The sequence below is a fragment of the Sphingomonas sp. SP4 genome (assembly GCF_058313375.1).
On the sequence record NZ_JBZFLE010000001.1, the window covers coordinates 202218 to 214326 of the forward strand.

The window sequence follows — 12109 nt, forward strand, 5'->3', positions numbered from 1 at the left end:
TTTAACCCCGTTTAGTTTCTGGGCGCTTAACAGCTGTTTCGAAACGGGAATTTTCCTCGACAAAACAAGCGGCCTCCGGCAGGGCTTTTGACCGCATGGCAAAGAGCGCTGATCCGCAGAGATTGTCCTGGCCGTGGTGGGCGCCCTGGGCGCTCTTGGCCGTCGCAGTGAGTAGCCTGCTGACGATCGGCGCGACTCTCTACGACATCCTTTAGGGTGGATTCGGTGGCCCAGGCGCTTCCGCCCGCGCCGCCCGCGATCGTCATCACCGGCAAAGCATTACCCGAGCCAAAGGCGGACCGCGTCTACGCGGTTGAGACGGTAACCCGGCGCGATATCGAACAGTCTCCGACCCACTCGATGGACCAACTGCTCAAGGATGTTCCTGGGGTTCAGCTTTTTCGTCGTTCGGACTCGCACAGTGGTCACCCCACGAGCCAGGGCGTCACGCTTCGGGCGCTTGGAGGAAATGCCTCCAGCCGGGCGCTAGTGGTCGTGGACGGCGTTCCCCAGACCGACCCCTTCGGCGGATGGGTGAACTGGCCTGCCTATGATCCAGCGGACTTTGCGCAGATTCGTGTGGTGCGCGGCGGCGGAAGCGTTGCGAACGGACCCGGTGCGCTTGCCGGCACGATCGAGATGACAAGCAATGAAGCTACGGGCGGATCGGGCGAAGTGGACGCCGGTATACGGGACTCGCTTGAAGTGCGTGCGGGTGCGGGCATTCGTGCCGGCGGCGGATTGCTGAGTATCTCGGGCCGTGGCGAGCGGGGTGATGGGTTCATTCCAATCACTGAGGACACTCGCGGACCTGCCGATGAGCCAGCCAGCTACCACGGTTGGGACAGTCGCGCGCGCTGGGTGGCGCCGATCGCAAGCGAGATCGAGCTGCAGGCGAGTGCCGACGGTTTTCACGATTGGCGAACTCGAGGATTGGACTTCACGGTCAATCGCACCAACGGTGCTGACGCTTCCGTCCGCCTGGTCGGGCGAGGCAAGTGGCAATGGACTGCGCTTGGTTACTGGCAGTGGCGGAATCTGTTGAGCAGTTTTGCCAATGTAAGCCCCGGCCGGGTCACGGCGACGAGAGTATCACTGCAATATTCCGTGCCGTCTTACGGAATAGGTGGCGGTTTCGAGTTGCGCCCACCGATGCCTGACCACATCGAGCTACGCTTGGGCGCAGACGGGCGGCGCACCACGGGAGAGTCGCGCGAACTGTACAATTATGTCGCCGGCAACCCGATGCGCCGCCGGTTGGCGGGGGGAGACGCGTGGACAGCTGGCGTCTTCAGCGAGGTAACTGCGCAGCTCGGGCAGCTATTGCTGACCGGCGGAGCTCGGGTCGATCGTTGGCAGATCAACGACGGTCATCTGTTCGAGGCGCTCATCGCGACCGAGCAGGTCCTGCGCCACGACAAATACCCACGGCGGGACGGCTGGCTGCCCACTGCCAGGGGAGGAGCGGAGCTGAAGCTTGGCGGCGGCGTGAGTTTAAGGAGCGCTGCTTATCTCGGATGGCGAATGCCGACGCTCAACGAGCTGTTCAGGCCCTTTCGTGCGGGATTGGACGCGACAGCTGCGAATGCCGATCTGGAGCCCGAAAAGCTCGCAGGCGTAGAGGCTGGCGCAGATTATTCTCGCGGCCCGGTGCGGCTGGCGCTTACGGGATTTGTGAACCGGCTGCGCGACGCGATTGCCAATGTGACGCTGGGGCAGGGACCGGGGACGTTCCCGGGGGTGGGCTTTGTCGCCGCGGGCGGAACCTATCGTCAGCGGCAGAACGTAGATGCAGTTGAGGTGCACGGTATCGAAGCGACGGCATCGTGGACCCGTGGGCCTTGGTTGGCGCAGGCGGGCGCCAGCTGGACGCACGCTCGGATGGACGCGAGCGGCGCGGCTTCCTTCCTGGACGGATTGCGCCCCGCGCAAACGCCCAATTTCATCGCTACCCTGTCGTTCGGCTACGACCAGGATGGGAAGGGCGGTCAGATCATTTTGCGGCACGTGGGTCCCCAGTTCGAGGACGACCTCAATACGCGTACGCTGAAGGCGGCGACCACAGTCGATGCGTTCGCCTCATATCCGATCGGGCATAAGGTTCAGCTGATCGCGCGCGGCGAGAATCTCTTCGACAAGACGGTGATGGCCGGCATCAACGGCGACGGCTCCGTCGAACGGGCGACGCCACGTACTTTGTGGATCGGGTTGCGCCTGCGCTGATTATTTGGCGCGCGTGTAGAGGAAGGCAGTCATATCTCGCGCGTCCTGCTCGCCAACATTGAGGTCGGGCATAGCAGTACCTGGTGACACCTGTTGAGGATCGCGGATCCACTTCTCCATGTTCGCGGGCGTGTTCGAAAGGTGCCCGCCGATAATCACCCGCAAAGGGATTCCATCGAGCGGCGGACCGACCATCCCAGTGGCGGTACGAACGCCTTCCATCGCATGGCAGCTGCCGCAGCCGTATTGAATGAACATCGCCTCCCCCCGGAGCGGATCGCCGCCGGTCGCGACTGCGGCGTGCGTCCGCATGCGCGTCCGCTGCTCCGCATATTTGTAGATGATCCCGATCAGCGCGACGGCGAACAGGATGGCAGAAAGAACTGCGAACGTGAAATTAGTTGAGGGTGACCGCATGGACTCCCTCCGACGATCTCAGCCATTTGTAGAAGAGGGCCAGCGCGGCGATTCCGTGCACGAGGCCGCCGGGAATCCACATGATGAGACCCGCAAGCCGCTGGTCGTCCACCGGGTCGAGGCCGATGCCACTCATCCCCATAGCCGCATAATCCGAATACCACGGCGATGCCGAGAAGCTCATCAATGCGCCCAGCGCTCCGCCAATAAGAGATGTCACGAAGAGGCAGGCGGCGGACACGCCGTAGCCGCCCCGCCTCGGGTTCAGCATCGCCCACCAGAAGATCAGCGAGCTAATGAAGAAACAGGCGTGCTGCGCGATATGCCAGCCGCTGCTTTCGAGCGCCCGATCAAACAGCAACGGGGCGTGCCATCCCCACATGACAACCGCCTGGATCGCCGTTGCGGTGACGGGCTCCGTCAGGCGGCGCCACACAGATTGGAGGGGTGACTTCCAGCTTCCTGCAAGCCCACGGCGAAGCGGCTTAGGCAGGCCCCAAGCCAACACGCCGCCAGATCGCGACATCGCGAGCAGAAACGTCGCAACGAGCATGATCAACTCGTGCTCGATCATGTGCATGGTGAAGCTGCGCTCTCCGGCCGCATGAAGTGGAGAGACTAGCGAGAGGCTAAGCACCGCCCAGCCGGAAAGGAACAGGCCCGCTCGGGGCGGCGTGGAGGCCCTATCTGCCAGTCGCCGCCATCCGACGAGGTAGATGACGAGGGCGAGGGTGAGTGGGATGAGGAGTACCGGATCGAGCGTCCAGCCGATGTGCCTGTCATGCTCACCATGCGCGAATGCCGGCGACGCAACGAGTACAAGGGCAAGGGCCGCAGCCCGCCTCACGCCCAGCACCTGGGGATGATCATGGAGGCGATAAACGGCAGGATGATGCCGATGGCATAGAGGCCACAGGCGAGCAGTGAGACGACCGCAATCAAGCGCCGCGCGGGGCCTTCGCCATGCCTTGCATAAATGCCCCAGGAGCCAAGGGCGCCTGTGCCCACGAGGAGCAGGCCAACAATGGTTGCGAGGATCACGATCCACGGACTTCCCACGCGGCAATCCTGGAACGTGGCGTCCGAACCGAGCTGGTGTGCGAGGAAGAAGCCGGTCGTGCCGAGTGCCAGGCCCGCCCAGGGCATAAAGCCGTCGCGGATGCTCGCGTCCCTCACAGCCGCGGCACCCAGTAGATCATTAGATAGATCGGGATCCACAGCAGCCAGACGTAACGCCAATAGAGGCAGTTCTCGTCGGTATCGACGAGGCGGCGGCCTTCATAACCGAGCGGCGTCATCATCAGCGCCCAAAGCACGATACTGTCACCCCAATCGGTCGCGAGGTGAGTGGTGTGCAAGAACAGCAGCGCCCAAATGATCGAGCCGTAAGCATCGTCGGTCCATCTGACGTTGAGACTGTTGAACTCGAAGCCGCGGATGATCAGCAGCACGGTGCCAATACCGATGATGACGGGCATGAGCCTTCGAATCGTGGGGACGTCCCGCTCACGCGCCGCCTTCTTGAGGCGGGTGTTCCAGATCTCGCTCAGCAGTATAACGATGGTGAACAGCGTGCCGGCCAGCAGGTCGGGCGCCTTGCGCCCTTCGGGCGGCCAGCCCCGCTCGTGGCCCATCAGGAAAAAATAAGCGGCAAAGGCGAGCGCAAAGAACCCGCCCTCAACCACCATGTAACCGATGATTCCCCACCAGGTGAGGCTGCTGGGCCCGAACTTGTGAGTGGGCAGATCTGCGACATCGTCGGTGAAGCGGACCGCGCGGTTCATGAGATCACCGGTTCCGGCTTACGCGCCATGTCCTTCGGCCAGAACCAAGCTGCCAAGGCGATCGCAATCGGAACGGCGCCGACGAGGACTGCCCATGGTGAGAAGATCGAGGTGACGAACATGACGCCTACCGCGATCGACGAGATAAACGGCCAAAGGCTCGGTTCGGGTACCGGCTCGCGTAGATCGGGCGCCGCTGCGACGACGGTGGTTAGCAGTGTCTCTTTTTCATCAACGCGGAGACCGGTGATGACCGGTAGTTCCCCTTTCTCGTCCCAAAGCGGCGTGCGGCTTTCGACAACCGGGATGTGTGCAAAATTATAAGGCGCCGGAGGAGACGGCGTAGCCCACTCGAGACTTGCTGCGTCCCACGGGTTGTCCGGAGCGATCCGGCCTCGATACAGCGACATGATCCCGTTGATGACGAACAGCATGACGGCCGTCGCTACGACGAAAGCGCCGATCGTCGAGATCAAGTTCGGAAGTTCGAGTCCGAGACCGGCAGGGTAAGTGTAAACACGCCGCGGCATCCCCAGGAGGCCGCTGAAGTGCATCGGGAAGAAGGCGACCTGGAAGCCTATGAAAAGCATCCAGAAGCCGATCTTGCCGAGCGTCTCGTCCATCATCCGCCCGGTGATCTTCGGATACCAGTAAGTGAGGATCCCCAGCAGCGGGAACACCGCACCGCCGATCAGCACGTAATGGAAATGCGCGACGATGAAGTAAGTGTCGTGCAGTTGCAGATCGAGCGGCACGGAGGCGATGATCACGCCGGTGAGGCCGCCAATAACGAACGTGACGATGAAGCCCACGACATAAAGCATCGGGACCTGAAATCGCGGGCGGCCGTCCCACATCGTCGCCAGCCAGCAGAAGATCTGCAGCGCCGTGGGGATCGAAACCGTCATGCTCGCGGCGGTGTAGAAACTATAGCCGACGCGCGGCAGCCCGGTCGCGAACATGTGGTGGACCCACAGTCCGAAGGCGAGGATTCCGGTTGAGATGAGCGCCAGGACCACCACCGGGTAAGCGAAGATCGGGCGGCGGCAGAACGTCTCGGTAATGACGCTGACGAAGCCGGTCGCGGGGAGAAAGATGATGTAGACTTCCGGGTGGCCGAAGAACCAGAAGAGGTGCTGCCACAACAGAGCATCACCGTGCTCGGATGCATTGTAAAAGTTGGTTCCGATCAAGCGGTCGGAAATCAGCATGCCTGAGCAAAGCGCGATAGACGGCATGGCGAAGATGATCATCAGCGCGACCACCAGCATCGCCCACGCGAACAAAGGCATCCGGGCCAGCGTCATACCGGGAGCGCGTGCTTTGAGAATTGTGCACACAAGCACCACTGCCGCGGCCAAGGCACTGACTTCCGTGAACGTGATCATCTGTGCCCAAATGTCGGCGCGTTTTCCCGGCGAGAACTCCGGTCCGGACAAGGGGGTGTAGGCAAACCATCCGATGTCGGGGGCGATGTTGAGGGCGAAGGCCGCCCACAGCAGCACCCCGCCGAACAAATACATGTAGTAGCTGAAGGCGTTGAGACGGGGGAACGCCGTCGAACGCGTCCCCAGCATGAGCGGAATGATGAAGACTGCAACGCCTTCCATCACCGGTACGGCGAAGAGGAACATCATCGTCGAGCCGTGCATCGTGAACAGCTCGTTGAAACGCTCAGCGCTAATCATGTTGTTGTCCGGGCGCGCGAGCTGCAGACGCATTAGGAGGGATAGCACGCCCCCAAGTGCGAGGAATATGAGCGCCGTGACGATGTAGCGGCGTCCGATCTCCTTATGATCGACGGTTGCGAGCCAGCCGAGAATTCCCGGCGGTCGCTCCCAGGTCCGTTGCAACCGCTCCTCAAGCTTCGCACCGGTGAGCTTTGGGCCGTCGCGCGCGATCTTCTTTCGCTCGGCAGCGAGCCTGCGATCTTCCTCCTCGATGCGCTGCATTTCAGTCATTTGAGCGTCTCGAGGTAGGCGACCACTGCGTGCAGATGCTTGGGTTCCATGCCGATGGTCGGCATGCGGCTGCCGGGCTTGATCGACTGCGGATCCTCGACCCAGCCGTAGATGTTGCCGGTGCTCATCGGCATCGATCCCGCCGCGATGCTCCGACGGCTGGCGAAGTGGGTGAGATCAGGGCCGACGGTTGCACTTGCGGACGTCCCGCCGATCGCATGGCAGGCGCTGCACTGCCCTTGAGTGACATAAGCGTACCCCGCCTGGGCAAGCGGTGCGCTGGGCATAGCTGCGGGCCGCAACTGCCGGCCCCACCACTTAACGAAATCGGCATAAGGTACGACGTTCACGACCAGCGCCATTTTCGCGTGCTGCACGCCGCAGAATTCGGCGCACTGCCCGCGATAGATGCCGACCTTCGTCGGCGTGATCGTGACGTCGTTTTCGCGCCCGGGGATGAGGTCCTGCTTCCCCGCGAGGCTCGGCACCCAGAAGCTGTGAATCACGTCGTTGGAATGAAGGATGATCCGCACGGGAACGCCTACCGGTAGGTACAGCTCATTCGCGGTTCTAAGAGTCTTGGATGCGTCGGCGGCGTTGTACTGAACGTCCCACCACCACTGGTTCGCAGTGACGGTGACGGAGAGCTTCTCATGCGCGGCGGCGGTCGCCATCGACCGGTCTGCGAAGAAGCTCGCGATCGCCAGAATGACTAGGCCGATCGCGACCAAGGTCCCCCATGCGATGAGGCCGGTGCGCATCAGTGGATGCGACAGGTGATGCTTGCCCGTTTCGACAACATTTGCGTCGCCGGCGCGGCGGCGTCGGAGAATGCCGGTGATCAGGAAGCCGATCACCAGAAGATACATCGCCGTGCACACGATCAGGAAAATGACGAAGAGGATGTTGAACTGGCGCGTTTCCTCACCCGCTCCGGCGAAGATGCTCTGATAGGTTTGATAATCGCACGCGCTCAGCGGCAGCAAAGCCGGGAGAAGGGCTGCGACGCGCTTCATTGCTCAGCCGTATCTGACGGCTTCGCCTGCCCATGCGGCGTAAGGCTTTGCGGCGTGCCGGCGCTCATGCTTTCCGAGCGGCTGGAAACCGCATCCTTGCTCGGCAGGCCGGACAGGCTGCGGACGTAGGCTGCGAGCTTCCAGATTTGGTCGTCTGTCAGCTTGCCCCGCCACGCAGGCATTCCGTTGGGCCGGCCCACGGCGATGCTGGTTGCGATCTGGTCGATGCGGCCGCCGTAACGCCACTCATCGTCCATCAGCGCGGGACCCATGCCGCCGCCGCCGTGAGAATGGCAGCCGACACAATTCATGCGCGTGTAGAGGAACTGCCCTTCGGCGATCGCCGGCGCGTTGTTGTCGTATAGCTTTGCGCGAGGATCGGGCGGCGGCGCAGTCGTCGTTCCGGGCCATATCGTCTCGGGGCTAGCGCCGGCCGGGACCGTTTCACCCAATGGTTTCGAGCGGCTGTGGCGCTCCTCGCGATCGCAGGCCGCCAAAGTTATCGCGGCTGCACCGATGATGAGAATGCTAGTGCGGAAGGGCAAAGACATAGAGCATGCCTCCCGCGGTCGTTTTCATCGGCAGGTCCTTGGTCGCATTGGCGAAGCCCAGCGCACCAGTCGGATCGCGCGTATCCATTTTGCCCGCGACAACCGCCCCAGCCCATCCGCCGACGCCAGCGACCACGGCGATATACTGACGACCGTCTGGTCCCCGGTAGCTGATCGGCTGACCGATGATGCCGCTGCCAGCTTTGAACTGCCACACTAGCTTGCCGGTTCTAGCGTCGACGGCTTTGAACCAGCCGTCCATTGTACCGTAGAAGACGAGGCCTCCGGCTGTCGCGAGAGCCGGACTCCAGACCGGCAGATCCTCAGGGATCTCCCACACCTTGCGGCGGTTGATCGGGTCCCAGGCGGTGAAGGCGCCGCGATTGCCGCCCGGTCCGCCGTACATCTTCACGTCTGCGCCGACATAGGGCGTCCCGGCGATGTAGTTCGCCTCCATTGCACCGAAGTCCATGCAAAGGTTGTTGTGAGGGATGTAGACGAGGCCGGTGACCGGGCTGAACGCTGCTGGGTTCCAGTCCTTGAGGCCCGGTGCGGCCGGGCAGATGTCCCGCGTGACGCGGCCTGGCTTGGGGTCCTTGTCGGGGTTGGGGATCATCTTCCCCGTCCTGAGGTCAACGCCCTTGTATGCGTTCACGTAGCCATAAGGTGTCGCCGAGAGCACCTGACCAGTGCGGCGGTCCTGTACGTAGAAAAAGCCCGCGCGCGCTGGACGGAAAATCACCGGGCGGCGGCCGCTGGCCCACGGGATGTCGGCGAGGATAATCTCGTTGATGTCGTCATGGTCGAAAACGTCGTGTGGCGTCGTCTGGTAGAACCAGGTCGCCTCGCCGGTATTCACGTCGCGCGCGAAGACTCCGGTGGTCCACTTGTTGTCGCCGGGGCGCTGGTCGGGATTCCACGGACCCGGATTGCCGACGCCGTAGAAGATCATCTTGGTCTCAGGATCGTAGCTGATCCAGCCCCAGACGGTTCCGCCCCCGATCTTCCAGGCATCGGGCGGCCAGCTTTTCACGCCCAAGTCCTTGCCCTGGTCCATGGCGTAGAACGGGTGGAAGCGCGATCCGATCAGGACGTCCTTGTCGGGACCGGTGTTGTAGGCTTTCCAGGCGAGCTTTCCGCTGCCCTCGTCGAGCGCCGCGATCCAGCCGCGCACGCCCATCTCACCGCCCGAATTCCCGACCAGCACTTTGCCGTTGGCGACGAGCGGCGCCATCGTGACGGTCTCGCCCTTCTGGATGTCGCCGAGCTGCGTGCGCCAGACCTGCTGGCCGCTGCTCGCGTCGACCGCGATCGTCTGCCCGTCGAGCGTGTTGAAGAAAACTTTCCCGGCATCGTAGACCGCGCCGCGGTTGACGGTATCGCAGCACGCGACGCCTTGGGATGCAGCGACCGGTTTCGGCTTGAACACCCATTTCGTCGGTGCGCCCGGCTTCGTCAGGTCGAGCGCATAGAGGTAGTTCGGGAATGGCGTGATCAGGTACATCGTGCCGTTCACGACAAGCGGCGGCGCTTCGTACCCATGAGTCGTTGCAGTCGAGAACGTGAATGCGACCGAAAGCTTCGACGCGTTCGCGGGCGTGATCTCGTTTAGCGCCGAGAAGCGCGTCGCCGCATAATTCTTCCCCGGCATCGTCCAATTTCCGTCGTCGGCAGGGGCCGCTGCGGCAGGGGGAAGCGCATGGTCTCCGGAGGGCGGCGGATTGAGGATCGTCGCTGCGTACTGCTGTTGAGGGGGCTTTTTGTTACACGCCCCCAGGCCGGCGCATGAGACGACGGCAATCAGGCCTAGCAGTGCGGTACTTACTCGCCGCATTACGCCCCCAATCGAACTCGGCAGCTGAGTAGAAGCATGCTGCCGCGACGCAGAATTCATTTGCTGCGGCTGGGTTCCGCAGCGTGAAGCTAATTCATGTTGGACGGCCCATAACGTGGATTTCTACGGTCGTTTCTAACCTCGATCAGCATTCTGAACCGCTGCCGAAACGGCGCGTTCCCCGACCGCCTTCAACAAGGCCTTTCAGTCAGGGAGAGTGAGCATGCCTACCAAGAGCGGTGGATCGAAGCGCGGCTTTGCGGCCATGGATCCAGCCAAGCAGCGCGAGATTGCGAGCAAGGGCGGAAAAGCGAGTCACGGCGGCGGGCGCAAGGCGAGTTCGGCCCGCTAACCCAGTTCGATCATGCGTACCGCGCCGGACGCGTGGCCCCCGTGTCCGGCGCCTGTCATGCTGTGCGCGCGCAACGCGGCTGTGCTATCCGCGTTGACTTGGGGTGGCATACCGGTCGGATCTCAATAAGCGGGACAAAGGCAGCGCGATCGCGGCGGTGGTCGGAATTCACGTGGCGCTCTTGTTCGCCTTGCTTCACATGTCGGGCAAGATTGATCTCACGGATCCACAAGCCGTCATGCGCGTGTTCGACGTGACGAACATCCCGCCGCCGCCGCCACCTCCGCCACCCATGCAAAACCAGCAAAGGCGGCCGAAAGAGAAAGAGGGCGGTTCCGCGCCGAAGAATATCAAGAGCGAGGCGACGCCGGTCGTCGCCCCCAAGCCGAAGATCGAGACCCCGCCTGTTCAGCAGATAGCGGCGGCTGAGACGCCGAGACAGGGGGCGCAACCGACTCAGGGCGCTTCGAATGTCCGCGGCCCCGGCACCGGCGCGGGCGGCTTCGGGAATGGCACAGGAAGCGGTGCTGGCGGAAATGGACCGGGAGGCGGCGGCGACGGAGGCGTGGCGGATCCCCCGCATCTGGTCACACCGGTGCTGACTGGCCGAGATATCCCGCGTGACCTGCTCGACCAGTGGCCCCGGGGAGCTACCGTCTTCATGCGCCTACGCGTCGATGCTCGGGGCTTCGTTAGCGAATGCACCATCGATCGAGGTACCGGCATTCCGTCGATTGATTCCACGCTGTGTAACCTCGCCCATGACCGGCTTCGCTTCCGGCCCGCGATCAATCGCAGCGGACAAGCGGTTGCAGGATGGTTCGGATACGCGCAACGAGCGCCGCGATAGCCGAAAAAGGAATCACATGATCGAAGCGGAATGGTGGGAATATGATTCCCTGGATGAGCTCGCGGACGCAGTCGCTGGCGATGTCGGATTCATCATCGATAGCGCGGTCGAAGCGCGGAATGCGTCGCTGATCGCGGTCGCGGGAGGCCGGACTGGTCCGGCAGTTTTCCAGAAGCTCACCGCGCAGAAGCTGCCGTGGAAGCGCGTCACCGTCATTCCCACCGACGACCGCCTCGCTCCGATGGACAGCGATCTTTCAAACGTTCGAGAGATCGCCCGAGCCTTCCTTCCGACGGGCGCTCGCGTCATCCCGATTGCGACTGAGATTTCCGACTACAAGCTCGCGGGCAATTCTGCCGATGCGCGCCTTCAGGACCTGCCCTGGCCGCCGGACCTCGTTTGGCTCGGCATGGGCGAAGATGGGCACACCGCATCGATCTTCCCGGGACCGGACATGCAGGATGCCCTCGATGCGCCGAAGGCGCGCCGGGCGGTCGGCGTGATGCCAGACCCGCTTCCACCAGAAGCGCCGGTTGCGCGGGTGACGTTAACTCGGGCGTCGATCCTGTCAGCACGCACCATCCTGATCACGATCACCGGCGACAAGAAGCGCGAGGTTCTCGAGCAGGCGATCGCCGACGGGCAGAGCTCCAAGCTGCCAATCGGCAGGGTGCTCGCGGAAGTCGAGCAGCCGATCGACATCCACTGGGCTCCGTGAGCCGTTCGGGACTCTTCCGGATACCGACGCTGCTTTCGGAAGCTTAGCTCTAGATCCGAAAGGACGAGAGAGCATGTTGAACGGAGCGGTTGTAGGTCTTGCACTCGCCCAAATGACAGCGGCGCCGATCCCCTCGGCGCTTCCGAACGTCGCGAAAATCAGCGCCGGGAACGCGGCCGGCGTGCTGCAATATTGCGTGTCCAAGAGCCTGGTCAGCAGCACTAGCGCGGGTCTGCTTATCGACGGCCTCACGAAGAAGCCGGATATCAAAACGTCCCCCGACTATGTGGCTGGCGCGTCAGGTCAGATTCTCGGCGACAAGCAGTTCGCGATCGGAAGCGCACCAGGCTTTCTGCAGTCGCAGGCATGCGACATGGTGCTCGAACAGGCCAAGCACCTTTGA

At 62.8% G+C, this 12109-nt stretch carries 13 protein-coding genes; 5 read left to right on the top strand and 8 right to left on the bottom strand.

Annotation, left to right across the window (positions count from 1 at the left end):
• Positions 1–225: 225 nt before the first annotated feature.
• The gene (locus AC4GYV_RS01050; protein ID WP_491098807.1) at positions 226–2223 is read left to right on the top strand and encodes a TonB-dependent receptor; all 1998 of its coding nucleotides are present in this window, start codon (positions 226–228) and stop codon (positions 2221–2223) included.
• Here AC4GYV_RS01050 and AC4GYV_RS01055 read toward each other — a convergent pair whose 3' ends face one another.
• The 8 genes from AC4GYV_RS01055 to AC4GYV_RS01090 are packed head-to-tail and all read right to left on the bottom strand — an operon-like array spanning position 2224 to position 9786.
• On the bottom strand, positions 2224–2640 hold the full coding sequence (locus AC4GYV_RS01055) for a c-type cytochrome (RefSeq protein WP_491098809.1): 417 nt from the start codon (positions 2638–2640) through the stop codon (positions 2224–2226).
• The gene (locus tag AC4GYV_RS01060) at positions 2621–3487 is read right to left on the bottom strand and encodes a cytochrome c oxidase assembly protein (RefSeq protein ID WP_491098810.1); all 867 of its coding nucleotides are present in this window, start codon (positions 3485–3487) and stop codon (positions 2621–2623) included. Before AC4GYV_RS01060 ends, AC4GYV_RS01055 begins: the two co-directional genes overlap by 20 nt.
• Positions 3484–3816: a hypothetical protein gene (locus AC4GYV_RS01065; protein ID WP_491098811.1), complete on the bottom strand. Its 333-nt coding sequence runs from the start codon at positions 3814–3816 to the stop codon at positions 3484–3486. Before AC4GYV_RS01065 ends, AC4GYV_RS01060 begins: the two co-directional genes overlap by 4 nt.
• Positions 3813–4424 (bottom strand): cytochrome c oxidase subunit 3, encoded by a 612-nt coding sequence (locus AC4GYV_RS01070; RefSeq protein ID WP_491098812.1) that lies wholly within the window; start codon positions 4422–4424, stop codon positions 3813–3815. Before AC4GYV_RS01070 ends, AC4GYV_RS01065 begins: the two co-directional genes overlap by 4 nt.
• Positions 4421–6385 carry a cytochrome c oxidase subunit I gene (ctaD, locus tag AC4GYV_RS01075; protein ID WP_491098813.1) on the bottom strand — a complete coding sequence of 655 codons (1965 nt, stop codon included), beginning with the start codon at positions 6383–6385 and terminating at the stop codon, positions 4421–4423. Before ctaD ends, AC4GYV_RS01070 begins: the two co-directional genes overlap by 4 nt.
• Positions 6382–7401 carry a cytochrome c oxidase subunit II gene (gene coxB / locus AC4GYV_RS01080; protein ID WP_491098815.1) on the bottom strand — a complete coding sequence of 340 codons (1020 nt, stop codon included), beginning with the start codon at positions 7399–7401 and terminating at the stop codon, positions 6382–6384. Before coxB ends, ctaD begins: the two co-directional genes overlap by 4 nt.
• Positions 7398–7952, bottom strand: coding sequence for a c-type cytochrome (locus AC4GYV_RS01085; protein WP_491098816.1), 555 nt, complete (start codon positions 7950–7952; stop codon positions 7398–7400). The genes coxB and AC4GYV_RS01085 overlap by 4 nt, the downstream gene beginning before the upstream one ends.
• Positions 7930–9786, bottom strand: a complete 1857-nt coding sequence (locus AC4GYV_RS01090; RefSeq protein ID WP_491098817.1) for a PQQ-dependent dehydrogenase, methanol/ethanol family — start codon at positions 9784–9786, stop codon at positions 7930–7932. The genes AC4GYV_RS01085 and AC4GYV_RS01090 overlap by 23 nt, the downstream gene beginning before the upstream one ends.
• A 223-nt stretch (positions 9787–10009) precedes the next feature.
• On the opposite strand from AC4GYV_RS01090, the gene AC4GYV_RS01095 reads away from it, so the two are divergent.
• The 4 genes from AC4GYV_RS01095 (at position 10010) to AC4GYV_RS01110 (ending at position 12109) form a co-directional block, all read left to right on the top strand.
• On the top strand, positions 10010–10138 hold the full coding sequence (locus AC4GYV_RS01095; RefSeq protein ID WP_491098818.1) for a KGG domain-containing protein: 129 nt from the start codon (positions 10010–10012) through the stop codon (positions 10136–10138).
• 103 nt (positions 10139–10241) lie between these two features.
• On the top strand, positions 10242–10988 hold the full coding sequence (locus tag AC4GYV_RS01100) for an energy transducer TonB (protein WP_491098819.1): 747 nt from the start codon (positions 10242–10244) through the stop codon (positions 10986–10988).
• A gap of 16 nt (positions 10989–11004) precedes the next feature.
• The gene (gene pgl / locus AC4GYV_RS01105; RefSeq protein ID WP_491098820.1) at positions 11005–11706 is read left to right on the top strand and encodes a 6-phosphogluconolactonase; all 702 of its coding nucleotides are present in this window, start codon (positions 11005–11007) and stop codon (positions 11704–11706) included.
• A 112-nt stretch (positions 11707–11818) separates the two neighbouring features.
• Positions 11819–12109: a DUF2501 domain-containing protein gene (locus AC4GYV_RS01110; RefSeq protein WP_491098821.1), complete on the top strand. Its 291-nt coding sequence runs from the start codon at positions 11819–11821 to the stop codon at positions 12107–12109.